Genomic DNA, 26,789 nt, shown 5'->3' on the forward strand with positions numbered 1-26,789 from the left:
CACAACTGCATACCTCATCCAGAGGGGCTGAGGGATACGGCCCGAAGACGCCCCGGCAACCACCCCGCGCGCTCATCGCTGAGCGACCCGCGGGGCAGGTGCCAATTCCGTCCCCGCCGCACCGTGCGATGCGGGGAAAGATGAGAGGAATCTTCGACATGACGTCGACGCTCGCCGCCCCCGGTATCGACACCACCGCCAGCCCCGCCCGCGCCCTGGTCTGTCGGGCCTGTGAGGCCCGCTACCCGCTCGCCGCCCAGCACGCCTGTTACGAGTGTTTCGGGCCGCTGGAGGTCGACTACGACGCCACCGCGCTGGCCACCGTCACCCGCGAGCAGATCGAGGCCGGCCCGGACAACATCTGGCGCTACGCGGCGCTGCTGCCCGCCGGTCAGGATCCGGCCACCCGGGTCACCCTGAACCCCGGGCTCACCCCGCTGGTCGCCGCCCCGCACCTCGCCGCCGAGCTGGGCATCACCGCCCCGCTCTGGGTGAAGGACGACAGCGCCAACCCCACCCACTCGTTCAAGGACCGGGTCGTCTCGGTGGCGCTCACCGCCGCCCGGGCGCTCGGCTTCACCCGGTACGCCTGTGCCTCCACGGGCAACCTGGCCAACTCGGTGGCCGCGCACGCGGCCCGCGCCGGGGTGCCCTCGGTGGTCTTCATCCCCAGCGACCTGGAGCAGGGCAAGGTGGTCACGACCGCCGTCTACGGCGGCGAGCTGGTCGCCATCGACGGCTCCTACGACGACGTGAACCGGCTCTGCGGCGAGCTGGTGGAGACCGACGAGTTCGAGGACACCGCGTTCGTCAACGTCAACGTGCGCCCCTACTACGCCGAGGGCTCCAAGACCCTGGGCTACGAGGTGGCCGAGCAGCTCGGCTGGCGCATCCCCGCCCAGGTGGTCATCCCGATGGCCAGCGGCGAGCTGCTCACCAAGATTGACAAGGCGTTCTCGGAGCTGGTCGAGGTCGGGCTGGTCGAGGCGCCGGCCGGCGGCTGGAAGGTCTTCGGCGCCCAGTCGGCCGGCTGCAATCCGATCGCCACCGCGCTGCACGCCGACACCGACACGATCGTCCCGGTCAAGCCGACCGGCATCGCCAAGTCGCTGAACATCGGCGACCCGGCGGCCGGCCTCTACGCGCTGGAGGCGGTGCGCCGTACCGGGGGCTGGATGGAGTACGTCGACGACGACGAGATCCGCGCCGGCATCCGCCTGCTGGCTCGCACCACCGGCGTCTTCGCGGAGACCGCCGGTGGGGTCACCGTGGCGGTGCTCCGCAAGCTGGTCGAGTCGGGCAAGCTCGACCCGGCCGCGGAGACCGTGGTCTTCAACACCGGTGAGGGACTGAAGACCATCGACGCGGTCGCCGGCGAGGTCGGCCCCACCCATCGGATCCGCCCGTCCCTGCGCGCCGCCCGCGACGCCGGCCTGCTCGGCTGACCCGCCGCTGGTCGGGGAGATCCAGGATCGAGCGGATCGTCCGGGCGGAGGAGGCGGCGGATCGCCCGGACGGGGGATCAGGCCGATCCGCCGGGTAACCGGCTTTTCGCTCTGGGTGCGGAAAACCCGCCGCTAAGGACTTGACGGCAGGAACCGGACGGCGCAAGATGCTCCGTGCGGGAGGGCATTTCGCCGAAGACTTTTGAAGTTCTTGCGACCCAACGCCGGAGGCGTTGTGCGAGTGTCCCTCCCGACCAACGTCCGATCGGGCCAGCGAAAATTCGCTGGCCCGATCGCGTTCCCAGGGCGCACCCTTCCGGCATGAGCATCACGATCGCGCCGTTCGACGCCGCCGACCCGGCCGCGATCGACGAGGCCTACCGGGTCGGGGCGGCGGCGAACGACGCCGACCTGCCCGACTTCCCGCCGTTCTGTCGCCAGCGCTTCGAGGCCATGCTGACCCACCCGATGCCGGGCACCGTCACGCTCTGGGCGCTGGCCCGGCTGGACGGCGTGCCCGCCGGCTACCTGGCGCTGGACCTGCCGCAGCTGGACAACACCGAGAACGCCACCGTCGAGCTGGTGGTCCATCCGGAGCACCGGCGGCGGGGAGTCGGCCGGGCGCTGCACGAGCACTGCCTGCGGCTGCTGCGCGAGCAAAGCCGCAAGCGGGTCATCGGGATGGCGGTCATGGAGCTGCCCGGTGGGCCGGCCCGTTCGGCGGCCGGCGCCGCGTTCGCCGCCGCGCTGGGGGCACAGCCGGCGCTCGTCGAGATCCGCCGCCGGCTCGACCCCACGCGGGTCGACCAGGGCGCGCTGGACGTGCTGCTCGCCGACGCCCGGGCGCACGCCGCCGGCTACCGCACGGTCCGCTGGCACGGCCTCGTCCCCGAGGAGTACGTCGCCGACATCGCCTACCTCGACGGCCGGCTGTCGATCGACGCGCCCCTCGGCGACCTGGAATGGGAGGCCGAGCAGGTCGACGCCGAGCGGATCCGGGGCACCGAGCGGGCGCTGGCGGCACGCGGACGGCGGCAGTACCACGTCGCGGCGCAGCACGACGAGTCCGGCAAACTGGTCGCCTGGACCCTGCTCGACCTCGGCGCCTCCGCCGACTGGCACGCGTTCCAGCAGATCACCATCGTCGACCCGGCGCACCGTGGTCACCGGCTCGGTCTGCTCACCAAGATCGAGAACCTGCGCCATCTGCTCGCACACGAGCCGGCGGTCCGGGCCATCGACACCTTCAACGCGGCGGAGAACAGCCACATGATCGTCATCAACGAGCAGCTCGGCTTCCGCCCGGTGGACGGCTGGACCGACTGGCAGCTCACGATCTGACCGCCGGTCCGCCGTCGCCGTGACCCGGCGGGTCCAGCCGCCGTACCAGTTCCCCCACCGCCCGGTGGAAGTCGTCGTCCGGGACGAACCTGTGCCCACTGATCTTCGGCGGGACGGTGTCCCCGGGTGGGATCAGCAGCCCCGCCGGATCGCGCACCCGGCGATCCACGTGCGCGGCGCCGTCGGGAGTCCGGGCGTCCGTACCGAAGATCGGCCCGCCGATCGGGTCGGTCCACCGCCACAGGTTGAGCCACCGCCAATCCAGCCGGTCACCCACCTCCCTCAGCACGTCGGTCCCGAGGTAGGCAGGGAAGACCCGGCTGTAGAGCCGCCCGAGCGGGGTGCCGTAGGTCAACAGCGCCACGCGGGCGCGGGCGGCCGCCGGCAGCTGGAGGATGGTCGCCGCGGCGAGCACGCTGCCGTGGCTCTGCCCGGAGAGCACCACGCGGTCCCCGCCGGTGGTGAGGTGGGTGATCCGGCGGGTGAGGTCCGGCACCACGCGCTCGGCGTAGCAGGGTGCGGCCAGCGGGTGTGCCGCGCGCGGCCAGAACGTGGCCAGCTCCCAGAGCACACCGACCACCCGCATGGCGGGCGACCGATACGCGAACAGCCCCGCCCCGAACAGGAACAGCGCGATCAGCCCGATGACCAGGCCGCCCAGATCGGTCACGAAGATCACCGGGCGGGCCAGCGGTGGCCCGCCCAGCAGGTGGGCCACGTCCTCCGGACCCTCATGCCACATCGACAACCCGGCGGCTCCCAGACCCAGCACGAACAGCAACGCGTACGTCGCCAGGAGCAGCGGGCCGAGACGGTCCGCGATCCGGGCCCGGATGAGCTTGTCGCGCACCGCCCGCGCCCGTTCCGGAGCCGCTCGTGGTGTCTCCGGAAACTCCTGGCGGACGATCTCCTCCGCCACCCGTCGGTGCCGTGACCGCTGGTAGAGACGTGCCACCACGGCCACCGTGCCGGCGAACAGCAGCGCGGCCGAGACGCCCAGGGCCGCCCAGCGAAACGCGACCGGCGGGGAGAGCGGCGGGGCGCCCTCCGGCAGGGGGCGAGCCGGGGTGGGGCTGGAACCCCGGTCCAGGTACTCGGCGATGCCGTAGTTCAGTCCCGACGAGTACGACACGGCCAGCCCGATCGCGACCGAGATCACGAGCGGAGCGGCGAGACCGAGCAGCGCCGAGCGACCCCGCACCGGCCCCCGGACCAGGACGAGGGCCGTCAGCGCCAGCAGCAGGAACATCTGGACGGCGAACAGCAGGGCCACCAGCCTGTCGTACGCCGGCAGGCCACCGACGGCGGACCAGGGTGCCCGCGGCAGGGCGGCGTACACCAGGGTCAGCCCGGTCACCACGGCCGCGCCCCGACCCACCAGCCGGACGGTGCGCGGCGCCCACCGGCCGCCACCCTGCCGTTCGAGCTGGGACAGGCAGAGGAGTACCAGCGCGGCGGCGAGCAGGCCGGCGGACGCGGCGAGCAGCGCGTAGCCCGGGAACCCGCGGTCGTGCGGGGCGAGGGCCCGGAGCAGGGCCAGGTCGAGCGTGGCCAACGCGATCGCCACGTGCAGCGCGCGGAGCCGGAGCAGCAGCACCCGGTTGTCCCAGAAGGCCGGGTCGGCGAGCCGCTCGGCGCCCAGGGCCGCCGGTCCCGCACCGGCGTCCTCGGGGAGTTGCCAGGTGCGGCCGCCGAGCCACCGGACCAGCGCGATCGCGAGGAGCGGCAGCAGGGCGAGCAGCGCCAGGCGTTGCCCGGGCGGCAGGCCACCCAGCCAGGAGATCTCCCGACGGCCCTCCAGGCAGCGCGGGTACGCCGCGCACTGCCAGGCGACCAGGTCGACGGCCACCCCCACGATCGACAGCACGTACATCGCGGTGAGGGTCGCGGCGAGCAGCCGGCAGATCGCCTTGCCGGCCGGTTCCGTGCGGCGGCCCGGCGGCAGCATCCAGATGGCGGTGTTGGCGAGCATGAAGGGCAGGAGCAGGACCAGCGAGAAGGTCCGGGTCGCCGTTCCCCCGGCCAGCCTGCTCCAGCGGTACGCCTCCAGCGTGGCGCCGGCGGCATCCCGCGGATCGCCGAGGCCAGGATGCACCCGGTAGAAGCCGGCGTTCCGGTCGCCCGCGACCCGGCTGACGATCGGCCGGTCCAGCGTCGCCTCGGGACCGCGGTCGGCGACCCCGTGCACCCGGATCTCGGTGGTTCCCAACCGTGGCCGCTCCCTCCTTCCGCAGGCCGCGCGGTTACCCGGACCCGGTCCGGTCATTCCGGTGCAGGAGCGGGGGAAGACGATCCGAGTTGTGACACGCCCCTACTGATTTTGGTGCGTCCTGTTGCATGATGGCGGGCATGACGGAGACCCCGCACCCCCTGTACGACAGGCACGCCGACACCCTGACCCGTGCGCTGACCGCGATCACGGAGCGTGGGTACTGGTCCGCCTACCCGGAGTCGCCCAGCCCCCGGGTGTACGGCGAGACCGCCGCCGCCGACGGCAAGGCCGCCTTCGAGGCGTACCTGCGCGGCGACTTCCCGCTCGACCAGCCGGGCGCCGGCGACCGGGTCGCCACCGAGGCGAGCCCGTTCGGGGTGGAGCTGGCCGTGCGCTACCCGCATGCCGAGGCCGACGAGCTGGTGGCCGCCGCGAGCGCCGCCCTGCCGGCCTGGCGCGACGCCGGCCCGCAGGCCCGGGTCGGGGTCTGCCTGGAGATCCTCGACCGGTTGCACAAGCACATCTTCGAGCTGGCCAACGCGGTGCAGTTCACCAGCGGCCAGGCCTTCGTGATGGCCTTCCAGGCCGGCGGAGCGCACGCGCTGGACCGGGCGCTGGAGGCGCTCGCCTACGCGTACGCCGAGATGACCCGGCACCCGGGTACGGCCGGTTGGGAGAAGGCGGCCGGCAAGGGTGACCCGCTGCGGATGACCAAGACGTTCCACGTGGTGCCGCGCGGGGTGGCCCTGGTGATCGGCTGCAACACCTTCCCGACCTGGAACTCCTACCCGGGGCTCTTCGCCTCGCTGGTCACCGGCAACCCCGTGATCGTCAAGCCGCACCCGCGCGCCGTGCTGCCGCTGGCCGTCACCGTCAAGTACGCCCGTGAGGTGCTCGCCGAGGCTGGCTTCGACCCCAACCTGATCCTGCTGGCCGCCGAGGCGCCGGGCGAGAAGCTCGCCTCGACGCTGGCCCTGCACCCGAGCGTCAAGATCGTCGACTTCACCGGCTCCACCGAGTACGGCGACTGGCTGGAGGCGAACGCCCGGCAGGCGGCCGTCTACACCGAGAAGGCCGGCCTGAACACGGTGGTGATCGACTCCACCGACGACTTCGCCGGCCTGTGCCGCAACCTCGGCTTCACGCTGACGCTCTACAGCGGCCAGATGTGCACCACCTCGCAGAACATCCTGATCCCCGCCGGCGGCATCGAGACCGACCAGGGGCACAAGAGCTTCGACGAGGTGGCCGGCGGGATCGCCGCCGCGGTCGGCAAGCTCACCGCCGACCCCGCGCGGGGCGTCGAGCTGACCGGGGCCGTCGTCAACGACGGGGTGCTGGAGCGCCTCGACGAGGTCACCAAGGTCGGCGAGGCGCTGCTGGAGTCGCGTACGGTCGAGCACCCGGCCTTCGCCGACGCCGTGGTGCGGACGCCGACCATCGTGAAGCTCGCCGCGGACGACACCGCGACCTACGGCCGGGAGTGGTTCGGGCCGATCTCGTTCGCCATCGCCACCGACTCCACCGCGCACAGCCTGGAGATCATGCGCAGGACCGTGGGTGAGAAGGGCGCGCTCACCGCGGGCGTCTACTCCACCGACGAGGCGGTGCTGGACGCGGCCGAGAAGGTGGCGGTCGAGGTCGGCGTGCACCTCTCCTGCAACCTGACCGGCGGGGTCTTCGTGAACCAGTCGGCGGCCTTCTCCGACTTCCACGGCAGTGGCGCCAACCCGGCCGCCAACGCCGCGCTCACCGACGGCGCCTACGTGGCGAACCGGTTCCGGATCGTGCAGAGCCGCCGGCACGCCTAGCGTCCCCGGCCCCGCCCGGTCTTGATCATGCTGCGAAGCCGGACGTGGTGGCCTCCCAGGCGGTGGGAGGCCACCACGTCCAGGTGGCGCTGGGGGAAGGTGGGTGCGACGCCCTCAGGCGGGGCGGCGCATCTGGAGTTCGGTCAGCGCCGGGATGGTCGGGTGCGGCACCCGGACGCCGGTGTCGACGAATCCGAGCCGCTGGTACGCCCGGTAGGCGCGGTCGTTGCCGACCACCACCTCGAGCATCAGCTCCGGCCGGCCGCACTCCCGTGACCAGGCGGCCACCGCGTCGACCAGTTCGGCGAGCAGCCCGTTGCCCCGCCAGGTCGGGGTCACGTAGACCGCGTAGATGACGGTCAGTCCGGGTTCGATAGGGGTGACCGTGCCACCGGCGTGCCCGACCAGGCGGCCGCCCGGGTCGGCGATGAACTGCGCGGTCTCCGAGCCGGCCGACGTGTACGCGATCCGGGCGGCGTACTCGGCGTGCGGGCGGGCTGCCGCGTCGGCCACGGTCTCCAGGAAGGCCAGCGGCGCGTCGGCGAGCATCTCCAGCCGCAGGGCCCGCATCCGGGCGGCGTCCGCCGGTCGGACCCGGCGGATCTCCGCCTGCCGCGGGCTCGGTCGGGCCGGAGCGGTCATCATGACCGCATACCTACCACAATGATGGCGGCCGATGGCCGGACGGCCCGACATCGGGTGCGATATGTCCTGTTTTGTGGTCGTGCGCCGCCGTCACTCCTCGTGTAGCGTGCGATTTCGGTCACCTCTTCAGCGGCCGTCGCCGATCGCGGAAAAGGTGGTTGCCGCGCGCCCGGCCGTGCCCGGCGGCGCGGGTAGGCAACGTCGCGCAGAGTGAGGAAGTGCACCGTGGCACAGGGCACCGTGAAGTGGTTCAACTCCGAAAAGGGCTACGGCTTCATCGCCGTCGACGGCGGGCAGGACGTCTTCGTTCATTTCTCCGCGATCGAGATGGACGGCTACAAGGCGCTCGACGACGGCCAGCGGGTGGAGTTCGAGATCGCCCAGGGGCAGAAGGGCCCCCAGGCTGAGCGGGTGCGCGTCATCGCCTGAGCGGGCTCCGCCTGTCCGGACCATCGGCCGGTGCCGGCCGGGGCTGCGCCACGGGGCCCGACCCTGGAAGATCGTGAACCGTTCCAGCCGTCGCTGAGGAGGGTTCATGTCCGACCAGCCGCCCCCGGCCGCCCCACCCCCGGGCCAGCCCGACCCGTCCGGTCCGCATTCGGGCGGCGACAACCCGTCCCGTCCCGGCGAGCCCGACCCGGCCACGCCCGCACCGGGCGCTGACCCGCTCAGGCCCGTACCGGGCGCTGACCTGGCCACGCCCGCGCCCGGTGCTGACCCGGCCGTGCCCGGTCCCGCCGGAGCCCCGCCCACCGGCGCTCCAGGCGTCCAGCCCGGCTCGGACCCGACTGCGGCGTCCGGCTGGGGCCCGCCGCCGGGCTGGGATCCGGCCGTGCCCACCACCAGCGGCCCGCCGAGGGCCGGGTGGGATCCGAGCGCGACCGCGCCCGGCGGCCCCGCGCCGGCCGGCTGGGATCCGCGCGTGCCGCCTCCCTGGGAGCCGCCGCCGGGCGCGCCGCAGGGCTGGGTCCTCCCGCCCACCGGCGGCTACCCGCTCGGCGCCGGGCCGTACGGCGGGCAGCCCTGGTATCCGGGTCCACCGGCCGGCTGGTGCCCACCGGGCTTCGATCCGGCCGACCCGCTGGTCACCCCGCCCGGCGTCGGGCTGAGCGGCTGGTTCGACCGGTGCGTGGGGGCGGCGCGGCGCGGCTGGCGACTGCTGCTGCCCATCCTGCTGCTCACCCAGGTGCTGCCGGCCGCGGTGCTGTCGGTGCTCTCCCTCGGGCTGGACCCGACGGCGAAGTGGGAGACGTCCACCGTCGAGGACCCGGCCGCGCTGCCCGACACCTTCTTCACCGACCTGGCCACCATCTTCCTGGTGCTGGTCGGCGGCAGCCTGGTGATCGGGTTGGTGCAGGCCCTGGGCTGGGCCGCCGGGACGTGGGTGATCACCCGGCAGGCGGCCGGCGAGCCGGTCAACCTGGCCGACGCGCTGCGCTACGGCCTGCGCCGGGCGCTCGGGCTCTGGGGCTGGACGCTGCTGATCAGCGTGATCGTCGGCCTGGGCGTCTGCTTCTGCATCCTGCCCGGCATCTACCTCGCCTTCGCGCTGAGCATGGCCGGGCCGGTCTACCTCTTCGAGCGGCACAACCCGATCGGCCGGTCGTTCCGGATGTTCCACGACCGGTTGGGGCTGTTGCTGGGGCGGGTGGCCCTGGTCGTCGCCGTGGTGATCGTCTGCACCGTGGTCGCCAGTGTGATCGAGGGGGTCGGCACCGCCCCGTTCGGCACCGATCCGCTCGCCGCGCCGGGGTCCGCGATCGGCGTGGTGGCGGTGATCGCCGTCACCGCGGTGCTGGCCCTCCCCGCCCACCTGGTGCAGCTGGTGGGGCTGTTGGTGACGTATGCCGAGCAGCGGGTCCATGAGCGGCCGGTGAACAGCGCCGGACTGGCCGCGGAGCTCGGCTGACCGTGGCGTTCGTGCTTGCACTCGGCATGGGAGAGTGCTAAACAAGTCATTGGCACTCGCGTACTGTGAGTGCCAAAGGTCGGGGCGGTGGGGCCATGGCCACGCCGGCGGGACAAGCCGCCGGTGGGGCACGTGGCCGGTCGTCGCGGGCTATCCGGCCCGGCCGAGGAGAGCCGTCGTCACCACGACGACGGCGCCCCAAGGTGCGTACACCAGGCGGCCCATCCGGGACACACACTCGGGTGGCCCGTGAGTGTCCAGGAGGACAACGCCGTATGGCCAAGATGATCGCGTTCGACGAAGAGGCGCGCCGCGGCCTCGAGCGGGGCATGAACCAGCTCGCCGACGCCGTAAAGGTGACCCTCGGCCCCAGGGGCCGCAACGTCGTGCTCGAGAAGAAGTGGGGTGCCCCCACCATCACCAACGATGGTGTGAGCATCGCCAAGGAGATCGAGCTCGAGGACCCGTACGAGAAGATCGGCGCTGAGCTGGTCAAGGAGGTCGCCAAGAAGACCGACGACGTGGCCGGTGACGGCACGACGACGGCGACCGTCCTGGCCCAGGCCCTGGTTCGTGAGGGCCTGCGCAACGTGGCCGCCGGCGCCAACCCGATGGCCCTGAAGCGGGGCATCGAGGCCGCCGTGGCCAGCGTCTCGGAGGAGCTGCTGAAGCTCGCCAAGGACGTGGAGACCAAGGAGCAGATCGCTTCCACCGCCTCCATCTCGGCCGGTGACACCAGCGTCGGCGAGATCATCGCCGAGGCGATGGACAAGGTCGGCAAGGAAGGCGTCATCACCGTCGAGGAGAGCAACACCTTCGGCCTGGAGCTTGAGCTCACCGAGGGTATGCGCTTCGACAAGGGCTACATCTCCGCGTACTTCATGACCGACCCGGAGCGTATGGAGGCCGTCTTCGACGACCCGTACATCCTGATCGTCAACAGCAAGATCTCGTCGGTGAAGGACCTGCTTCCGATCCTGGAGAAGGTCATGCAGTCGGGCAAGCCGCTGCTGATCATCGCCGAGGACCTGGAGGGCGAGGCCCTGGCCACCCTGGTGGTCAACAAGGTCCGTGGCACCTTCAAGTCGGTCGCCGTCAAGGCGCCCGGCTTCGGTGACCGCCGCAAGGCCATGCTCACCGACATCGCCATCCTCACCGGTGGTCAGGTCATCAGCGAGGAGGTCGGCCTCAAGCTCGACGCGGCCGACGTCGACATGCTGGGCCACGCCCGCAAGGTCGTGGTGACCAAGGACGAGACCACCATCGTCGACGGTGCCGGTGACGCCGAGCAGATCCAGGGCCGGGTGAACCAGATCCGGGCCGAGATCGACAAGAGCGACTCCGACTACGACCGGGAGAAGCTGCAGGAGCGTCTGGCCAAGCTGGCCGGCGGTGTTGCGGTGATCAAGGTCGGCGCGGCCACCGAGGTCGAGCTGAAGGAGCGCAAGCACCGCATCGAGGACGCCGTTCGCAACGCGAAGGCCGCCGTCGAGGAGGGCATCGTCCCGGGTGGTGGCGTCGCGCTGGTGCAGGCCGGCAAGACCGCCTTCGACAAGCTGGACCTGACCGGTGACGAGGCGACCGGCGCGCAGATCGTCAAGATCGCGCTGGACGCCCCGCTGCGGCAGATCGCCGTCAACGCCGGCCTCGAGGGCGGCGTGGTCGTCGAGCGCGTGCGCAACCTGGAGGCGGGCCACGGCCTCAACGCCGCCAACGGCGAGTACGTGGACCTGCTGGCCGCGGGCATCATCGACCCGGCCAAGGTGACCCGCTCGGCGCTGCAGAACGCGTCGTCGATCGCGGCGCTCTTCCTCACCACCGAGGCCGTCGTGGCGGACAAGCCGGAGAAGACCCCGGCCGCCCCGGCTGGTCCGGGTGGCGGGGACATGGACTTCTGAGTCCAGTTCCGACCGGAAACGGGGCGGGCCGCGTCAGCGGTCCGCCCCGTTTCGTCGTCAGGTGGTCAGGTCGGCAGGCGCGGTCAGGTCGGCAGCGGGCGTTGGTTGCGCCGCTTGTGCGTCCGGTCGTACGGCGCGCGGAGCTGGATCGGCGCGTCCACCATCTCGACCGGCTCCTCGGTTGCGGGATCGTCGGCGACGCTCATCTCGGCCAGTTGTTCGGCGTCCCCGTAGTCGAGCCGGTCGATCGGCAGATGGCCGGGCAGATCGCCGACCGGGGTCCAGGTGACGGGTGCGACGTCCTCGGTGTGTTCGTCGTCCGTGGTCATTGCTGCCTCCTCTACCGAAACGGTAGGGGGCGTCGATCACGGACGAGGGCGAATGGCACTATACGGGTCTATATCCCATTCGCCCCGGATCAATTCTCGATCGTCCGCCGGTACAGGAAGAAGACCCGCTCGATCCGCGCACCCGAGCTGCCCGAGTAGAACGGCACCGGCCCCACCCAGCCGATCTGGGCCGATTCCAGCCCCATGTCGTGCTGGTCCCGCAGACAGCGCCGCAGCAGAACCCCGCCGATCCCCGAGCCCTCGGCCGCCGGGGCGGTGCCCATCGGCCCGAACCAGCTCGGCCGGGACGACCCGTACGCCGCGAAGCCGATCACCTCGCCGTCGCGTTCCGCCAGGTGGCAGCCCGCCCCCGGCCGGCCCACCGATCCGGCCAGCTCGCCGTCCCAGGCCCCGCCGAAGGTGGACCGGGCGAACGCGGCCAGCGCCGGCAGGTCCGCCGGCTCCGCGCGGCGCACCGTCACCCCCTGGCCGGCCAACCGTCGCTCCGCGGCCTGCGTCGAGCGCAGCGCCGGCGACTCGTCGTACGACAGGTCGGCGGTCATGTTCCAGGCGGTCCGGTCCTGCTGGTAGCCCAGCGCCAGCGCGGCGCAGACCGCCGGGGTGTACCGGACGTCGATCCCGGGCCAGGCGTAGTAAGGCGGGTTGCCGGCGAGCAGCACCTCGGCCGCACCCCGGTCGGCGAGCTGCCGTTCCGCCCCGGCCAGCAGCGCCCGCCCGGCGCCCCGGCGGCGGTGCTCCGGCGCGACCGCGACCAGGTCGACGTGCCCGAGCCGGGGGTCAGCCGCCGACATCGAGCCGATCAGCACCCCGACCAGCTCCGCCCCCCGGTACGCGCCGAGCGCGAACACCGGCCGGTCGGCGGCGGCCCGGGTCCAGAGCGCGTCCACCAGGGCGTCCGCCTCGGTCGCGTCCTCGGGCAGGTCGAGCGCTCCGTCGCAGAGCCGCACCACGGCGGGCGCCAGATCGGGGGTGAGTTCGCTGACGGTGATCTCCGCGTCCATGGTCGCCGACCCTAGATCACCGGGTACCCGTTCGCGCAAGACCCGACCACCGTCAGCCCGCGGCCCGGGCCGCCCGCACGGCCGCGTACGCGTCGACCAGGCCGGCGCCGGTGATGTTCGCGGGCCCACCGCAGGCGTCCGCCGGATTGCGGGAGCGATAGGTCGGCTCGGCGGGCGTCGCGGTCTCCCGCAGCAGCTCGCGGGTGCGGGGCAGGTCGCCGATCAGCGCCGGGTTGGCCGACCACATCAGCGCCACCACCCCGGCCACCTGCGGCGTCGCCATCGAGGTGCCGTCGAGCGTGGCGTACCCGCCACCGGGCATCGCGGAGCGGACCCCGACGCCGGGGGCCAGCACGTCCGGCTTGGCGGGCCCGCCCGGCACGGGGCCTCGGGCGGAGAACTGCGCCACCCGGCCCCGGTCGTCCACCGCCCCCACGGTCAGCACGTCGGGGTAGGGCGCGGGCGGGTCGTCGATCGAGGCGCACCAGGGGCCGGTGTTCCCGGCGGCGGCGACCACGAAGATGCCGGCGGCGTCCAGCGCGGCGGTCGCCGGCCGGAGCACCCCGGCGTCGCAGCCCTCGATCCCGGGGCAGCCCCAGGAGTTGGTCAGGATCTCCGGCGCGCGCTCCGGACGCCCGTCGGTGAACGCGTCGCCGCCGGACGGGAACGGCGCCAGCATGAACTGGAGGCAGTCCAGGTAGTGCGCCGGGCTGCCGAGGTTGCGGTCCAGGTTGACGCAGCCCACCCACTGCGCTCCCGGTGCCACCCCGATACCGTCGCGTCCGACCGCGCTGCCCGTCGTGTGGGTGCCGTGCCCGCCCTCGTCGGTGGGGGCGCGGGTGCCGTCCCACGGGTCGTACCAGGAGTCGTCGCCGCCGCGGAAGCCGCCGGCCAACGCCGGGTGGCGGCCGTCCACCCCGGAGTCCGAGCTGCCCACCACCACGCCCGCGCCGGTCACCCCGAGTTGGCTCCAGACCCGGTCGGCGCCGATCCGGCGGATGTTCCACTCCGGCCCGGTCGGGGCGGGATCGGTGCCCCGCGTGGTGCCGGCCGGCGCGGGCAGGGGGCGCAACCGCTGGCTGACCAGCACCCGAGCGACCTCCGGGCGGCGGGCCAGCCAGGCCCGCACCGCCGGGCCGCCATCCACCTCGATCCCGTTCACCAGGTAGTACGGCGTGGGCCGCAGGCGCAGCCGGGTCAGCTCCCGCCGCAGATCGGCCTGGCTCCGCTCGGCGGTGGCGACCAGTCGGCGGTAGACCTCACCGGCCCGGGCGTCCCGGCCGGTCCGGCCCGGCGCGGCGGCCGGCAGGCCGGACAGGTCGGCCTGCTCGCGCAGCACCACGAAGAGCCGCTCGCCGTGCAACCCCGGCTGGCCCGGGCCCAGGTCCACCGCGCCGAGCGCGACCAGAAGCACGGCGGCGGTGACCGCCGCCGTCCGCCGGCGCGGGACACGACCGCGCGGCCGGGCGAGCAGCAGCCCGTACCCGGCGGCGAGCAGCAGCCCGACCGCGAGCCCGGCGCCGGCGGCGGCCGCCACCCAGAACGGCACGTCCCGGGTGGTCGCCAGCAGCAGGGTGATCTCCTCCGGATCGGCGAACGCCAGCGGGCCGAACGCGGCGAGCCCGACCAGCCACCGGGTCGGGCCGGCCGGGACCGCGACGGCGGGGTGCCGGCGGCGGGCGGCCGCGTACAGGGCGGCCAGCGCGAAGCCGGTCGGTGGGAGGGTGAGCAGGGCGGGCAGCTGGGCGGCGGACTGGCCGGCCCCGGCGGCGAGCAGCAGCAGGGCCACCCCGGCGACGAGTCCGCCGACCAGCACCAGCCGGGCCGGCCGGGGCGGGTCGCCGGGCGCGAAGCGGGACCAGAACCTGGCGTCGAGCAGCGCGCCGGCCAGCGCGCCCAGCGCGGCGGCGGCCAGCGCCGCGAGGAGCGTCTCCAGCAGCCCGCCGAGCGCGCCCAGCCAGGCCCACGGCAGCAGCAGCGCCAGACCACCGGCGACAGCCAGCAGGGTGACCGCACCCGGCCAGCGCCGACCGGGTGCCTCGACCTCCGCCCCGGCCAGCGGCGCGGGCGCCGCGTCGGCCGTCCGGCGGCGGGTGAGGCGGCTCAGCACCGCCGCAGCAGCCGCGGCCGTCGCGGCCAGCCCGGCGAGGTACGCCTCGTGGTGCACCGGCGGGACTGCCCGGAGCAGCCCGAACGCCCCGAGCGCCAACACTGCGGCCAGCCAGGCACGCCCGGTGGCCCGGACCGCCGCCGACCGGGGCAGCAGCGCCAGCAGCAGCGCGGGCGTGCCGACCAGCAGCACCGTCAGCAGGCCCGCCGCCGGCCAGAGCCAGCCGACCCGCTCCCGCCCGAAGCCGAGCAGCACCTGATCGGTGAGCCAGCCACAGGCCTGGATCGCGACGGTGACCGCCACGGTCCAGCAACCGGCCAGCACGGCCGCCACCACCGGCCACGGTCCGGGCGGGGGAGCGGTCGGCGGGCGGGCGTCGGCCCAGACGGGGGGTTCGGCCTGCATTGAGAAACAGTACGACGCGCCGTTCCCACGAGCCGCCCGGCAGCCCGGCCGGCCGGTGCGCGGGGCGGCGTGGAGCGCCGCGCGTGCCGCCGGATGGTCTTGGCGGTTACCGTGGACGGGTGCGCGACCCCAACGTGTCCCGATCCACCGCCGGCCGGCTGTCGCCCGAACGCCGCGCCGCCGACCTGCGCAGACTCCGCGCGGAACGCTTCGACGTGCTGGTCATCGGGGGTGGGGTGACCGGGGCGGGTGCCGCGCTGGACGCCGCCTCCCGAGGGCTCAAGGTGGCCCTGGTCGAGGCGCGCGATCTCGCCGCCGGCACCTCCAGCCGGTCCAGCAAGCTGATCCACGGCGGGCTGCGTTACCTGGAGCAGTTGGAGTTCCACCTGGTCCACGAGGCGCTCACCGAGCGCGGGCTGCTGGCCACCCGGCTGGCGCCGCACCTGGTTCGGCCGGTGCCGTTCCTGGTGCCGCTCCCGGCCGGCCGGGGGGTGCGTGACCTGCCCGCCCGGATCTTCCGGCGCTCCTACTACGGCGCCGGCGTGGCGGCGTACGACGTCTTCGCCGGTCTCTTCGGCAACGGCCGGGGCATGCCGCTGCACCGGCACCTGACCCGGGAGGGCGCCCGCCGGATCTTCCCCAGCCTGCGGGCGGACGCGCTGGCCGGGGCGATCCGCTACTACGACGGGCAGGTCGACGACGCCCGGCTGGTGGTCACCCTGGCCCGCACCGCGGCGAGCCTCGGCGCGACGGTGGTGAGCAGCGCCCGGGCCGTCGGGCTGATCCGGCAGGCCCGTGAGGTGACCGGTGTCCGGGTCCGTGACCTGGAGGCGCCGGCCGGCTCACCGGACGCCGAGTTCGAGGTGCAGGCCCGGACGGTCATCGCCGCCACCGGTGTGTGGAGCGACGACATGTCCCGGATGCTCAACGACGTGGGGCTGCGCCCCGGGATCCGGGTCCGGGCCTCCAAGGGCGTGCACCTGGTGGTGCCCCGGTCGGCGATCACCGGTGAGACCGGCCTGATCCTGCGTACCGCCACCTCGGTGCTCTTCGTCATCCCGTGGGGCGGGCACTGGATCATCGGCACCACCGACACCGACTGGCGGCTCGACCGTTCCCATCCGGCCGCTTCGGCGCGCGACATCGACTACCTGCTCAAGCAGGTCAACGAGGTGCTGGACCGGCCGCTCACCACGGCCGACATCGAGGGGGTCTACGCCGGGCTGCGCCCGCTGCTGGCCGGCGAGGCCGACTCCACCTCGAAGCTCTCCCGGGAGCACGCGGTCTTCGAGCCGATGCTCGGGCTGCTGCTGGTGGCCGGTGGCAAGTACACGACGTACCGGGTGATGGCCACCGACGTGGTGGACCGGGCGGCGCGCCGGTTGGGCGGCGTACGCCCGTCGCGGACCGCCGACCTGCCGCTGCTGGGCGCGGACGGCTACCCCGCGATGTGGCGCGACCGGGCCGACCTGGCCCGCCGGCACGGCGTGCCGGTCGGTGTGGTGGAGCACCTGCTGGAGCGGTACGGCACCCTCACGCTGGACGTGCTCGCGCTGGTCGACGCCGACCCGCTGCTCGCCTCCCCGCTGGCCGGGGCGCCGGAGTACCTGGCCGCCGAGGTCGCCTACGCGGCCCGCGCGGAGGGCGCGCTGCACCTGGAGGACGTGCTCACCCGGCGTACCCGGATCTCCTTCGAGACCAGCCATCGCGGCCTGGAGTCGGCGGAGCACACGGCCGAGCTGATGGGGGCGGTGCTCGGCTGGGACGCCGCCCGGCGGGGCCGCGAGGTGGAGCACTACCGGGCCCGGGTCGAGGCGGAGCGGCAGTCCCAGCTGATGCCGGACGACGTCGCGGCCGACGCGGCCCGGCTGGGCGCGCCGGACGTCCGCGGCTACGCCTCCGACCGGGGCGGCGACGGCGACCCGGTCGAGCTGCCGTCCCGTTGACCGGCTCAGCAGATCCCCGGCGACGGCCTGCCGGGGCGGTTCCGGCCGCCGCCTGCCCGCCGTAAGCTACCGAGGTGTAGGGCTACCGACCGCAACCTACGGTCCTGTAGGTTGCGGCGAGTGGTGCGCCCTTCCCGTACACGGCTACTCGTCCCTTTCCTCGGCGTGCTGCTGGCCGCCGCGTTGACCGGGTGTTCCCTGGTCCGCGCGGAGTCGGCCGAGGATCCCAAACCCACGCCCGGCGGTGCTGCCGCCGGCCTGCCGGCCCCCGAGGTGCCGACTACGGTCGGCGACGGTCAGGTCAGCCTCGTGCAGAAGCTGGGTGCCGACGGTCCGCTCCGCACCTTGCGGGTCGAGCCGGACGGCACCTGGCAGTGCATCGACTGCGCCGGCGACGGGGTCAACTCCAGCGGGTCGCTCGACCCGGAGCAGGCGAGCCGGTTGCAGCAGATGCTCGCCGACCCGGGGCTTGCCAGCGAGACGGATGAGGCCCGGCGATACCGGGCCACCTGCATCGACTCGCTGACCTCCAGCCTGTTCACCGCGGCGGGCCTGGTCACCTCCCAGGACTGCCCGGGCGAGGAGCGGCCGTCCGTCGCGGGCGAGATCCTGTTGCTGCTCACCCAGGCCACCCCGGCCGAGCTGACCGGCTGAGCCCGGTCGACCCGCCCGGGTCGGTCACTCGGCGCTGACTCCGATGTCCGGAGGTCAGAGCACCTTGCCGGGGTTGAGCAGGCCCGTCGGGTCCAGCGCCGCCTTGATCGCCTGGTGCACCCGTACGCCGACCGGCCCGATCTCCTGGGCCAGCCACTCCCGCTTGAGCAACCCCACCCCGTGCTCACCGGTGCAGGTGCCGCCGAGCGCCAGGCCCAACCGCATGATCTCGTCGAACGCGCGCCGGCCCCGATCGAGGCTGGCCGGGTCGGCCCGGTCGACCACGATGTTCGGGTGCATGTTGCCGTCCCCGGCGTGCCCCACCACGCCGATCGGCACGTCGCACTCCGCCGCGATCCGGGACACCCCGTCGAGCAGCGCGGCCAGCGCCGCCCGGGGCACCGCCACGTCGTCGATGACCAGGCCGCCGTTGCCACCCGGGTAGGCCTCCGCGGCGAACCTCTCCATCGCCGGATGGGCCAGCCGTCGTGCCTGCAGCAGCGCCGCGGCCTCGACGGCGTCGGTGGCCGCGTAGACCTCGTCGGCACCGGCGGACTCGCAGACCTCGGCCAGGGCGGCCAGGTCGTCGGCCGCCCGGGTGCCGGTGTCGGCGGCAGCCAGCAGCAGGGCCTGCGCGTCGGTCCGCAGCCCCATCGGCTGGTAGGCCTCGATGGCCCGCAGGTGGGTCTGGTCGAGCAGTTCCAGCAGGCTCGGGCTGAGCCCGCGGGCGGCGATCTCGGCCACCGCCGCGCCGGCCGCCGCGGTGGACGGGAAGACCGCGACCAGGGTGAGCGACTCCGCCGGGGCGGGACGCAACGCCACGGTCACCTCGGTGATCACCCCGAGGGTGCCTTCCGAGCCGACGAAGAGCCGGGTGAGGTCGTAGCCGGCCACCCCCTTGGCGGTCCGCCGGCCGGTGCGCAGCACCTCGCCGGAGGCGAGCACGACCTCCAGGCCGAGCACGTACTCGGTGGTGACGCCGTACTTGACGCAGCACATGCCGCCGGCGTTGGTGGCCACGTTGCCGCCGATGGTGGAGGACTCCCAGGAGCCGGGGTCCGGCGGGTACCAGAGCCCCTGCTTCGCCACCGCCGCGGCCAGCGTCGCGTTCACCACGCCCGGCTGCACCACCGCGATCCGGCTCACCGGGTCGATCTCGCGGATCGCGTCCATCGCGACGGTGCTCAGCACCACGGCGCCGTCCACCGCGTTCGCCGCGCCCGCCAGGCCGGTCCGCGCGCCCTGCGGCACCACCGGTACGCCGTGTCGGGCGGCCGCCCGGACCACGGCGACCACCTCCTCGGTGCTGCGCGGGCGGGTGACCACCAGCGGGGTGCCCGCCGAGCAGAGGTCGGCCTCGTCGCGTTCGTGCATTCGGAGCAGGTCCGGGTCGGTCAGCACGGCGCTCTCGCCGAGGGCGGCGCGCAGGTCGTCGAGGAGTGGGTTTCCGGCCATGCTGGAGAGGCTAGGTCGCCGACCGTCGATCATCAACATGATCGACAAGGGCGGGGGCTAGGTTGGTGGGCATGCTCTACCTGGACCGGCCCGGCTGGCCGTCCCGCGGCCGGCTCTGGTCCCACCTGATCAGCGACGTCTCCTACGCCGAGTTGCACGCCTTCGCCGAGGCGCTCGGCGCTCCCCGGCGCGGCTTCGACCGGGACCACTACGACATTCCGGCCGACCGCTTCGCGATGGCGGTCTGGTTGGGGGCGCGGGTGGTGCCCAGCCGGGAGCTGGTCCGGCTGCTCCGCGCGGCCGGGCTGCGCCGCCCCAAGCACCTCGTCCGCGCCGAGGCCCGCTCGGCTACGCCGGACCGGACGTCGGCCGGGGTGCCGGACCGGTCAGCGCGGTCAGCTCCCGGTGCAGGTTCGCCCGAGCCGGCCGCTCCCACCGCCCGGCCAGCGGCGGCAGGCGGAACAGCGCCGGCAGGGCGAGCAGCCCGCTGAGCACCCGGGCGCGGCCGACCCGGAAATCCGGATCGGGCACGTGGGCGTACTCCCGACGGATCGCGGCGGCATAGCGGTCGTACACCGGCGGGGATGTGGCCAGCACGGCCAGGTCGGCGTCGCAGAGCAGCGCGCCGTCGCCGTCGTCGGTGGCCACCGCGTGCCCGGCGGTGAGCAGCACCAGCCGGTGGACCTCGGTCACCGCGCCGGCCGGCAGCCCGAGCCCGACCAGCAACCGGTCGGCCAACTCGGCGCTGTCCCGCTCGTTGGCGTCGCCGGAGGCGCGCGGGTCGTAGATCGCGTCGTGGCACCAGGCCGCGAGCCGGACCAGGTCCGGACGCCCGGCCAGCCCGGCGTACGCGTCGACGACGTCGAGCACGGCGGTCAGGTGGTCGACGGTGTGGTAGTGCCGGTGCGGCTCCCGCCACCGGCGCAGCAGCTGCTGCCCGGTGTCGGTCAGCCCGGCAGGGTCGGTTGCTCCGGCGTCCCGCGCCGCCGCCCGCCACCGGTCGAGAAGGTCAGCCACCCGTCGAGTGTGCCGCACCGCGCTCCGCCGGAGCGCCGAGGATTCACCCGGCCCGGCGCGGGTAGTACCCGCCATGGCCGTGGCCCGGGGGAGCAGACGTCCGTCTTTTCTACGCCGTGCCGGGCTGCGGAACGGCCGGCTGGCCGACATCGACAGCGCCCGCATCGCCGAGGCGATGGACCAGGTGCGGGACCGGAGCAAGGCGACTCTGCACGATCGGCTGCACCGGGTCCGGATGGCCGCGGGGCTGGCGGTGCAGGCCGGGCTGGCGGCCGCGCTGGCCTATCTTGTCTCGCACCGGCTGCTGGGCAACCCGCAGCCGGTCTTCGCGCCGATCTCCGCCGTCGGCACCCTGGCCGCCTCGGTCGGCCAGCGCTTCCGGCGGACCGTGGAGCTGATCGTCGGCGTGGCGATCGGGGTGGGCATCGGCGATCTCCTCATCCACCTGCTCGGCACCGGCGCGTGGCAGCTCGGGGCGGTGGTCACGGCGGCCATCCTGCTGACCATCTTCGCCGGGGCGAGCGTCGCGATCGTGATCCAGGCCGCCGCCACCGCCGTGCTGATCGTGACGTTGAGCCCCTCCACCGAGGATCTCGAGATCCCCCGGTTCATCGACGCCTTCGTCGGCGGCGGAATCGCGCTGCTGGTGACGGCGATCCTGCTGCCGCTCAACCCGCTCCGGGTGATCAATCGCGCCGCCCGGCCGGCGCTGGACCTGCTCGCCGCGCAGCTCGACGCGACCGCCGAGGGACTGCGCAACCTGGACCGGGGCGGCGTGCAGCGGGCCCTGGACCGGCTGCGCAACAACAAGGAGGAGCTGGCCAACTTCGCCGAGGCGATCGAGGGGGCGAAGGAGACGGCCACCCTCTCCCCGGCCCGCTGGCACCGGCGCGACGAGTTGACCCACTACGCCGAGGCGGCCGACCCGATCGACCGGGCGATGCGCAACAGCGGCACGCTCATCCGCCGCTCGGTCACCCTGATCGAGGACGAGGAACCGGTCCCCGGACCCATGCCGGACGCCATCTCGCACCTGGCCGAGTCGGTCCGCCTGCTCAAGCACGAGTTCGCCGTCGGTGACGAGCCGGAGCAGTCCCGGGAACGGTCGCTGCGCGCGGTCAGCGAGGCCGGCCGGGCGTACGCCGAGGGGGTCGGCTTCTCCGGCAGCGTGGTGATCGCCCAGGTACGTACCACGGCGAGCGATCTCCTGGTCGCCTCCGGCATCGAGCAGGACGAGGCGAACCGGTTGATCCGGAAGTCCTTCGGCGAACAGGAGGCACCCCGGGGCGGTGGGCCCGAGCCGGACGAGAGCGGCCCGAAGCAGCCCACCGCACCCCCGGTCGGCTGACCGGCCCGGGTGGCGTCCGCCGGGGTCAACTGAGAGTTGCCAGCGCCGCCAGGAGCCGGTCGACGTCCGCCGTCGTGCTGCCCAGCCCGATGCTGGCCCGCAGCGCGGTCGGCGGCAGATCCCGGCGCCCGGTCCTGGCCGCCGCCTCGGTCAGCAGCCGCCGGGCCAGCGGGTGGGCGCAGAAGAGCCCGTCGCGCACCCCGATCGCGTGCCCCCGGGCCAGCTCGGCGGCGACCTCGGCGGAATCCCGGCCGGCGACCACGAACGAGACGATGCCGACCCGCGGCGCGTCCGGGCCGAAGGTGCGCAGCTCCACCACGTGCGGCAGGGCGGCGAGCCCGTCCCGCAGCCGGGTCAGCAGCCGCTGCTCCCGGCGGTGCAGCGCGGCCCGGTCGGCGTCGGCGAGGGCGGTGCAGACCGCGGCCAGTGCGACCGCGCCGAGCAGGTTGGGCGTGCCCGCCTCGTGCCGCGCCGGACCGAGCGCCCAGCTCACGTCGTGGGTGGCCGCCCCGACCCGGCTGGTGGCGCCGCCACCAAAGAGGTACGGCGGCGCCGCGTCCAACCAGTCGGCCCGCCCGATCAGCACACCGGCGCCGAACGGGGCGTAGAGCTTGTGGCCGGAGACGGCCAGGTAGTCGACGTCCAACTCGAGCAGGTCGACCGGGGCGTGCGGGGCGAGCTGCGCGGCGTCCAGCGCTATCCGGGCCCGGTGCCGCCGCGCCACCCGGGCCAGCTCGGCGACCGGCCAGCGCTCTCCGGTCACGTTGCTGGCCCCGGTCACCGCGACCAGCACCGGAAGCCCCGGGTTGGCGTCCCGCCGCAGTTCGGCGAGGGCCGCGTCCAGGGCGCGGACCGCCTCGCCGGGGTCGGCCGGCACCGGCAGCCGGACCGAGCCGCGCGGCCAGGGCAGCAGGTTCGCGTGGTGCTCGCCGGCGAAGGTGACCACGGTCGTGCCGGGCGGCAACGCGCGACCCAGCAGGTTGAGCGCGTCGGTGGTGTTCCGGGTGAAGATCACGTGATCGTCGCTGCGGGCGCCGAAGAAGTCGCCCACCGTTTGCCGGGACCGCTCGTAGGCGAGCGTGCAGCGACGGGAGAGCGCGCCGGCGCCGCGGTGCACGCTGGCGTACCAGGGAAGCAGCTCGGCCACCGCGTCGGCGGCGACCCGCGCGCACGGCGCGGTGGCCGCGTAGTCGAGGTTGATCTCGCCCGGCACGCCGAGCACGTCGAGCGGCCCGACGGCGGCGGGAACGGTCGCCGGAGCGGGCAGTGCGGGTACGAGGGTGACGGACATGCCAGAACCTCCCGGGCCGGGACCCCGGGTGCACGTCGGGACGGGGTCCGCGCTTGCCCGGCTCACGAATCGGGGCCGGGCCCGGTCATCACCCGGGGCACCCCACCGCGAACTCGACGAGGGTTGCCGGCCAGCAAGCCGGGGCTTGACGCTGGCGCTCGTGACCTGCCGGCAGCATAGCGGCCGCCGATGCGGCCGAACCAGCCGGCCGGGGATGGCTACGCTGACCGCATGGCCGACACCCCGCCCGGCGGAGCCCTGCCGTCGCCGACCGCGCCTCCCGCCCCGCCCGCGCCCGGTGCCGCGCCCCGGATGCCGCTGCGCCGGCTCGGCTGGCGACGGTTCCTGGTGCTCGCCGCGGTGGTGCTCTTCATCGCCGCCTGCGCGACCTTCATGGCCTTCACCCTGGGCGAGAGCCTCGGCGCCCAGGCGCTGCTGATCGGCCTGGTGGCCGCCATCCTGCCGGTGCCGGTGCTGGTCGGGTGCTTCCTCTGGCTCGACCGGTACGAACCGGAACCGCTGAAGTACCTGGTCTTCTGCTTCACCTGGGGCGCGTTCGTCTCCACCGCCGCCGCGCTCACCGTGAACGAGTTCGCCGCCCGCCGGTTCGACGACTGGGGGCTGCCGTCCGCCCTCACCAGCGTGCTGGTCGCGCCGTTCGTCGAGGAGTTGACCAAGGCGCTCGGGCCGATCCTGCTGCTGATCTTCCGGCGCCGGGAGTGGTCGGGGATCACCGACGGCCTGGTCTACTGCGGGCTCTCCGCGGTCGGTTTCGCCATGGTGGAGAACATCCTCTACCTCGGCGGCTACGGCTTCCGGACCGGCGTGGAGCAGTTCGGGCCGGCGACCGGCGCCCAGCAGGTCATCGCCATCTTCATCGTCCGGATCCTGCTCTTCGGGTTCGCCCATCCGCTCTTCACCTCGATGACCGGGGTGGGGCTGGGCATCGCCGCGCGTACCGCCGACCGCCGGGTCCGGGTGCTGGCCCCGATCGCCGGCCTGTTGCTGGCCATGATGCTGCACGGCACCTGGAACCTGCTGCCGACGCTGACCCAGGCCACCGGCCAGGCGTTGATCATGCTGTACGGCTTCATCGGGGTGATGGTGCCGATCTTCTTCGGCATGGTCGGGCTGGCGGTCTGGCTGCGCGCCTGGGAGGGGCGGCTCACCGAGCGGACCCTGCCGGACTACGTCCGTGCCGGCTGGCTGAGCCCGCCCGAGGTGGCGGCGCTGAGCAGCCTGGGCCGCCGGCACGCGGCGCGGGCCTGGGCGCGCCGGGTGGCCGGCGACGGCGGGGTTAAGGCGATGCGTGGTTACCAGTTCGCCGCCACCCGGCTGGCGCTGCTGCGCGACGGCTCGCTGCGGGGCCTGGACCGCCGGCCGGTAGACCGGGAGCGGACCGCGCGGGAGGAACGGGAGTTGCTGGACGCGATCACCGCGTACCGGTCGTTCTTCGCCGGTCGCGATCCGCAGGCCCCCGCCGGGGTGTGGGACGGGAACCGCTACCACCTGCGGTTCCCGGACGGCTCGCAGCGGGCGGTGGACCCGCCGGAGGAGCCGGTGGTGCCGATCCCGGTGGTGCTCGCCGCGCCGCCGCCCGCGCATCCGGCCGGTTATCCGCCGCCGGGCTGGTACGGCCCGCACCCGGGCTGGCCGGGGCGTTCCTGACCGGACGGGCGCTGGTCCCCGGGCGGCGCCGGGGTGCGGAGCCAGCGCCGACCGGGCGGCGTGCCCGGTGCTCCGCGCGCGCGGCCGGTTCGGCGTGGCGGCCGTACGCGGCCGCTCGGCGTCGCGGGATCGGTGCGGGCCGGCCGGCCGGTCAGGCCATCAGGCCGGTGAGGAAGTCACCGAGACCCTGGAACATCGCCATGAGGCCCGCGCCGATCGCCTTGAACGTCGCCGCCGCGCCGTCCGGCCGGAACGCCATGAAGTAGATCAGGAATCCGATGAAGCCCCAGAAAAGCAGCTTCCTAATCCACTCGGGCATCGTCCCTCCCCAGGGCGGTGGTGCGGCTGGCTTCCCGGCCGGGGGCGGTGCAAACGACGCCCGCGACGGCAACGGCGGAATCTTCGCCGCCGGCGAGGCGGGTGCGCCTGGGGTGCGGACCTAGAGGTAGAGCCCGGTGGAGTCGTTCTCGACCCGTTCGGCGGCGACGGCGTGCACGTCCCGCTCGCGGAGCAGGACGTAGCCCCGGCCGTGCAGCTCGACCTCGGAGCGGTCGTCGGGGTCGAAGAGCACCCGGTCGCCGGAGACGATGGAGCGGACGTTCGGACCCACCCCGACGGCGGTCGCCCACGCCAGCCGCTTGCCCACGGCCGCGGTCGCCGGGATCACGATGCCGGCGGTCGAACGCCGCTCGCCCTCGCTGCCCTCCATCCGGACCAGCACCCGGTCGTGCAGCATGCGGATCGGCAGGCCGGAGTCGAGATTGTCGTGGGCGGTCACGCCGCAGACGCTACCGTGTCGCCCGGTCGACTCCCGCCGGTGGTTACCGAGGTGGTGACCGGGGCAATGGATGGCGGAACTGCCCTACTGTGGTGCGGTCCGGCGTATGCTGTCCGACCTGTCGCCGTGGGCGGACCGGTCGTCTTGCCAGGAGGTGCGCTTGAGCCGCTTCGAGCGGATACGCGAGCGGCTCGGCCGCGCGTACCAGTCGGGACGGGACTCCGTACGGTCCGGCCGGGACCGGACCGACGGCCCACCGGAGGTGGCTGGAGTGGCCTCACCGACCTCGCCGGGGCCGGTGGCGCCGCCGACGGCGACGGTGGTCGGCGCCCCCGCTCCCGCGGCGATGCACACCTCGACCACCAGCCGGGACGACGCCGACGTGCCGCACGCGCTGCGGATCGCCGCCGCGTGGTCCTGGCGGTTGATCGTGGTCGGCGCGGTGGCCTGGGCGCTGCTGACGATCGTCAGCACCATCAAGATCGTGATCATCCCGCTGGCCATCGCGTTGCTGCTCTCGGCCCTGCTGGCGCCGGCGGTCGGCTGGCTGCTGCGGGCCCGCTTCCCCCGCTCGTTGGCGACCGCGGTGGTGCTGGTCGGTGGCCTGGCGGCGGTGATCGGCACGCTGACCCTGGTGGTGAACGAGTTCATCCAGGGGGTGCCGGAGCTGAGCGAGAAGTCCTCGGAGGGCGTCCGGCAGATCCAGAACTGGCTGAAGACGGGCCCACTGCACCTCTCCGACACCCAGCTCGACCGTTACATCGACGAGGCGCAGCACTGGATCAACGGCAACACCCAGCGGTTCACCAGCGGGGCGCTCAGCACGGCCGCCACCCTGGCCGAGGTGCTGACCGGCACCATCCTGGTGCTCTTCGCGACGTTCTTCTTCCTCCGCGACGGCAACCGGATCTGGCGCTTCCTGGTCCGGCTGCTGCCGGTGGCCGCCCGGTGGAAGGTCGACGACGCCGGCCGGGCCTCCTGGGCGACGCTCGGGGCGTACGTCCGGGCGACCGTGCTGGTGGCCTTCATCGACGCGGTCGGCATCGGCATCTTCCTGGTCATCTTCGACGTCCCGTTCGCCTTCCCGCTAGCCGCGCTGGTCTTCCTCGGCGCGTTCATCCCGATCGTCGGCGCGGCGCTCTCCGGCGGCGTGGCGGTGCTGATCGCGCTGGTCGACAGCGGCCCGGTGACCGCGCTGATCATCCTCGGCGCGGTGGTCGGGGTGCAGCAGCTGGAGGGACACGTGCTCCAGCCGCTGATCATGGGCCGGGCGGTGGCCATCCACCCGCTCGCGGTGATCATCGGCATCGCCGCCGGCGTGGTGCTCGCGGGCATCACCGGCGCGCTGGTCTCCGTACCGCTGATCGCGGTGCTCAACACGGCGGTCCGCCGGCTCGCCGCCCGCACGGTGCCGGACACCCCGCCGGACGCCGTGGTGGTCGCCTCCCAGGCGCCCTGAGCCGACGCTCTACCCGGCGCCGGGCCTTCGTGCCCGGCGTCGGAGA

Annotated in this window: 21 protein-coding genes, 1 pseudogene and 2 riboswitches; of the genes and pseudogenes, 12 read left to right on the forward strand and 10 right to left on the reverse strand. The window is 74.0% G+C overall.

Annotated elements, in window-relative coordinates:
• Positions 1 to 11 precede the first annotated feature (11 nt).
• Positions 12 to 147: riboswitch (SAM riboswitch) on the forward strand.
• Between the two features lie 11 nt (positions 148 to 158).
• Positions 159 to 1,445, forward strand: a complete 1,287-nt coding sequence (gene thrC, locus AB0C04_RS18905; RefSeq protein ID WP_357056544.1) for a threonine synthase — start codon at positions 159 to 161, stop codon at positions 1,443 to 1,445.
• Between the two features lie 321 nt (positions 1,446 to 1,766).
• Positions 1,767 to 2,786: a GNAT family N-acetyltransferase gene (locus AB0C04_RS18910; RefSeq protein WP_357055974.1), complete on the forward strand. Its 1,020-nt coding sequence runs from the start codon at positions 1,767 to 1,769 to the stop codon at positions 2,784 to 2,786.
• On the opposite strand, the gene AB0C04_RS18915 is transcribed toward AB0C04_RS18910, so the two are convergent.
• Entirely contained in the window at positions 2,776 to 4,995 is a 2,220-nt protein-coding gene (locus tag AB0C04_RS18915) for a hypothetical protein (protein WP_357055977.1), read from the reverse strand. The genes AB0C04_RS18910 and AB0C04_RS18915 overlap by 11 nt on opposite strands.
• Positions 4,996 to 5,135: 140 nt before the next feature.
• Between AB0C04_RS18915 and paaN the strand changes: the two genes are divergently transcribed.
• Positions 5,136 to 6,809 (forward strand): phenylacetic acid degradation protein PaaN, encoded by a 1,674-nt coding sequence (gene paaN / locus AB0C04_RS18920; RefSeq protein ID WP_357055980.1) that lies wholly within the window; start codon positions 5,136 to 5,138, stop codon positions 6,807 to 6,809.
• A 114-nt stretch (positions 6,810 to 6,923) separates the two neighbouring features.
• Here paaN and AB0C04_RS18925 read toward each other — a convergent pair whose 3' ends face one another.
• A complete protein-coding gene (locus AB0C04_RS18925; protein WP_357055983.1) occupies positions 6,924 to 7,454 on the reverse strand; it encodes a GNAT family N-acetyltransferase in 531 nt (176 codons plus the stop codon).
• A 225-nt stretch (positions 7,455 to 7,679) separates the two neighbouring features.
• Here AB0C04_RS18925 and AB0C04_RS18930 point away from each other — a divergent pair, with 225 nt between their 5' ends.
• The 3 genes from AB0C04_RS18930 to groL all read left to right on the forward strand — a co-directional run bounded on the left by AB0C04_RS18930 (position 7,680) and on the right by groL (position 11,261).
• Positions 7,680 to 7,883, forward strand: coding sequence for a cold-shock protein (locus AB0C04_RS18930; protein ID WP_067305333.1), 204 nt, complete (start codon positions 7,680 to 7,682; stop codon positions 7,881 to 7,883).
• 493 nt (positions 7,884 to 8,376) lie between these two features.
• Positions 8,377 to 9,363, forward strand: coding sequence for a hypothetical protein (locus AB0C04_RS18935; RefSeq protein ID WP_357055986.1), 987 nt, complete (start codon positions 8,377 to 8,379; stop codon positions 9,361 to 9,363).
• A 275-nt stretch (positions 9,364 to 9,638) separates the two neighbouring features.
• Positions 9,639 to 11,261, forward strand: a complete 1,623-nt coding sequence (gene groL / locus AB0C04_RS18940; protein WP_357055989.1) for a chaperonin GroEL — start codon at positions 9,639 to 9,641, stop codon at positions 11,259 to 11,261.
• 83 nt (positions 11,262 to 11,344) lie between these two features.
• Here groL and AB0C04_RS18945 read toward each other — a convergent pair whose 3' ends face one another.
• The 3 genes from AB0C04_RS18945 to AB0C04_RS18955 all read right to left on the reverse strand — a co-directional run bounded on the left by AB0C04_RS18945 (position 11,345) and on the right by AB0C04_RS18955 (position 15,127).
• Complete coding sequence (locus AB0C04_RS18945; protein ID WP_357055992.1) at positions 11,345 to 11,590, reverse strand: hypothetical protein; 246 nt, start codon at positions 11,588 to 11,590, stop codon at positions 11,345 to 11,347.
• A gap of 89 nt (positions 11,591 to 11,679) precedes the next feature.
• Positions 11,680 to 12,612, reverse strand: a complete 933-nt coding sequence (locus tag AB0C04_RS18950) for a GNAT family N-acetyltransferase (RefSeq protein ID WP_357055995.1) — start codon at positions 12,610 to 12,612, stop codon at positions 11,680 to 11,682.
• Between the two features lie 52 nt (positions 12,613 to 12,664).
• Positions 12,665 to 15,127 carry a S8 family serine peptidase gene (locus tag AB0C04_RS18955; protein ID WP_357055998.1) on the reverse strand — a complete coding sequence of 821 codons (2,463 nt, stop codon included), beginning with the start codon at positions 15,125 to 15,127 and terminating at the stop codon, positions 12,665 to 12,667.
• A 134-nt stretch (positions 15,128 to 15,261) separates the two neighbouring features.
• On the opposite strand from AB0C04_RS18955, the gene AB0C04_RS18960 reads away from it, so the two are divergent.
• Together AB0C04_RS18960 and AB0C04_RS18965 are read left to right on the forward strand one after the other, a co-directional pair.
• Positions 15,262 to 17,073, forward strand: coding sequence for a glycerol-3-phosphate dehydrogenase/oxidase (locus AB0C04_RS18960; protein ID WP_357056547.1), 1,812 nt, complete (start codon positions 15,262 to 15,264; stop codon positions 17,071 to 17,073).
• Positions 17,074 to 17,238: 165 nt separating this feature from the next.
• Positions 17,239 to 17,727 carry a hypothetical protein gene (locus AB0C04_RS18965; protein ID WP_357056001.1) on the forward strand — a complete coding sequence of 163 codons (489 nt, stop codon included), beginning with the start codon at positions 17,239 to 17,241 and terminating at the stop codon, positions 17,725 to 17,727.
• Positions 17,728 to 17,781: 54 nt separating this feature from the next.
• Here AB0C04_RS18965 and AB0C04_RS18970 read toward each other — a convergent pair whose 3' ends face one another.
• Positions 17,782 to 19,182: an FAD-linked oxidase C-terminal domain-containing protein gene (locus tag AB0C04_RS18970; RefSeq protein ID WP_357056004.1), complete on the reverse strand. Its 1,401-nt coding sequence runs from the start codon at positions 19,180 to 19,182 to the stop codon at positions 17,782 to 17,784.
• Positions 19,183 to 19,253: 71 nt separating this feature from the next.
• Between AB0C04_RS18970 and AB0C04_RS18975 the strand changes: the two are divergent.
• Positions 19,254 to 19,421: pseudogene (locus tag AB0C04_RS18975) on the forward strand (DUF4031 domain-containing protein); the annotation flags it as partial.
• Between the two features lie 109 nt (positions 19,422 to 19,530).
• On the opposite strand, the gene AB0C04_RS18980 reads toward AB0C04_RS18975, so the two are convergent.
• Entirely contained in the window at positions 19,531 to 20,199 is a 669-nt protein-coding gene (locus AB0C04_RS18980; RefSeq protein ID WP_357056007.1) for a metal-dependent phosphohydrolase, read from the reverse strand.
• A 73-nt stretch (positions 20,200 to 20,272) separates the two neighbouring features.
• Here AB0C04_RS18980 and AB0C04_RS18985 point away from each other — a divergent pair, with 73 nt between their 5' ends.
• Entirely contained in the window at positions 20,273 to 21,547 is a 1,275-nt protein-coding gene (locus AB0C04_RS18985; RefSeq protein ID WP_357056010.1) for an FUSC family protein, read from the forward strand.
• 25 nt (positions 21,548 to 21,572) lie between these two features.
• On the opposite strand, the gene AB0C04_RS18990 is transcribed toward AB0C04_RS18985, so the two are convergent.
• The gene (locus tag AB0C04_RS18990) at positions 21,573 to 22,838 is read right to left on the reverse strand and encodes an aminotransferase class V-fold PLP-dependent enzyme (RefSeq protein WP_357056013.1); all 1,266 of its coding nucleotides are present in this window, start codon (positions 22,836 to 22,838) and stop codon (positions 21,573 to 21,575) included.
• Between the two features lie 44 nt (positions 22,839 to 22,882).
• A riboswitch (SAM riboswitch) is annotated at positions 22,883 to 23,004 on the reverse strand.
• A gap of 23 nt (positions 23,005 to 23,027) precedes the next feature.
• On the opposite strand from AB0C04_RS18990, the gene AB0C04_RS18995 reads away from it, so the two are divergent.
• On the forward strand, positions 23,028 to 24,506 hold the full coding sequence (locus AB0C04_RS18995; protein ID WP_357056016.1) for a PrsW family intramembrane metalloprotease: 1,479 nt from the start codon (positions 23,028 to 23,030) through the stop codon (positions 24,504 to 24,506).
• A 151-nt stretch (positions 24,507 to 24,657) separates the two neighbouring features.
• Here the strand turns inward: AB0C04_RS18995 and AB0C04_RS19000 are convergent, their stop codons facing one another.
• Both AB0C04_RS19000 and AB0C04_RS19005 read right to left on the reverse strand, forming a co-directional pair.
• Positions 24,658 to 24,825: a hypothetical protein gene (locus AB0C04_RS19000; protein ID WP_350873406.1), complete on the reverse strand. Its 168-nt coding sequence runs from the start codon at positions 24,823 to 24,825 to the stop codon at positions 24,658 to 24,660.
• Positions 24,826 to 24,945: 120 nt separating this feature from the next.
• Complete coding sequence (locus AB0C04_RS19005) at positions 24,946 to 25,284, reverse strand: co-chaperone GroES (protein WP_357056020.1); 339 nt, start codon at positions 25,282 to 25,284, stop codon at positions 24,946 to 24,948.
• Positions 25,285 to 25,390: 106 nt separating this feature from the next.
• Between AB0C04_RS19005 and AB0C04_RS19010 the strand changes: the two genes are divergently transcribed.
• Positions 25,391 to 26,743: an AI-2E family transporter gene (locus AB0C04_RS19010; RefSeq protein WP_357056023.1), complete on the forward strand. Its 1,353-nt coding sequence runs from the start codon at positions 25,391 to 25,393 to the stop codon at positions 26,741 to 26,743.
• The last annotated feature ends 46 nt before the right edge of the window (positions 26,744 to 26,789 follow it).

This window comes from Micromonospora sp. NPDC048909 (genome assembly GCF_040649635.1).
Taxonomy (GTDB): domain Bacteria; phylum Actinomycetota; class Actinomycetes; order Mycobacteriales; family Micromonosporaceae; genus Micromonospora.

What these genes read in the sequence shown, in the direction of transcription:
- thrC (WP_357056544.1), top strand. Translation starts at nt 159, where the DNA reads ATGACGTCGACGCTCGCCGCCCCCGGTATCGACACCACCGCCAGCCCC.
- AB0C04_RS18910 (WP_357055974.1), top strand. Translation starts at nt 1,767, where the DNA reads ATGAGCATCACGATCGCGCCGTTCGACGCCGCCGACCCGGCCGCGATC.
- paaN (WP_357055980.1), top strand. Translation starts at nt 5,136, where the DNA reads ATGACGGAGACCCCGCACCCCCTGTACGACAGGCACGCCGACACCCTG.
- AB0C04_RS18925 (WP_357055983.1), bottom strand. Translation starts at nt 7,454, where the DNA reads ATGATGACCGCTCCGGCCCGACCGAGCCCGCGGCAGGCGGAGATCCGC.
- groL (WP_357055989.1), top strand. Translation starts at nt 9,639, where the DNA reads ATGGCCAAGATGATCGCGTTCGACGAAGAGGCGCGCCGCGGCCTCGAG.
- AB0C04_RS18945 (WP_357055992.1), bottom strand. Translation starts at nt 11,590, where the DNA reads ATGACCACGGACGACGAACACACCGAGGACGTCGCACCCGTCACCTGG.
- AB0C04_RS18950 (WP_357055995.1), bottom strand. Translation starts at nt 12,612, where the DNA reads ATGGACGCGGAGATCACCGTCAGCGAACTCACCCCCGATCTGGCGCCC.
- AB0C04_RS18955 (WP_357055998.1), bottom strand. Translation starts at nt 15,127, where the DNA reads ATGCAGGCCGAACCCCCCGTCTGGGCCGACGCCCGCCCGCCGACCGCT.
- AB0C04_RS18970 (WP_357056004.1), bottom strand. Translation starts at nt 19,182, where the DNA reads ATGGCCGGAAACCCACTCCTCGACGACCTGCGCGCCGCCCTCGGCGAG.
- AB0C04_RS18985 (WP_357056010.1), top strand. Translation starts at nt 20,273, where the DNA reads ATGGCCGTGGCCCGGGGGAGCAGACGTCCGTCTTTTCTACGCCGTGCC.
- AB0C04_RS18990 (WP_357056013.1), bottom strand. Translation starts at nt 22,838, where the DNA reads ATGTCCGTCACCCTCGTACCCGCACTGCCCGCTCCGGCGACCGTTCCC.
- AB0C04_RS18995 (WP_357056016.1), top strand. Translation starts at nt 23,028, where the DNA reads ATGCGGCCGAACCAGCCGGCCGGGGATGGCTACGCTGACCGCATGGCC.
- AB0C04_RS19000 (WP_350873406.1), bottom strand. Translation starts at nt 24,825, where the DNA reads ATGCCCGAGTGGATTAGGAAGCTGCTTTTCTGGGGCTTCATCGGATTC.
- AB0C04_RS19010 (WP_357056023.1), top strand. Translation starts at nt 25,391, where the DNA reads ATGCTGTCCGACCTGTCGCCGTGGGCGGACCGGTCGTCTTGCCAGGAG.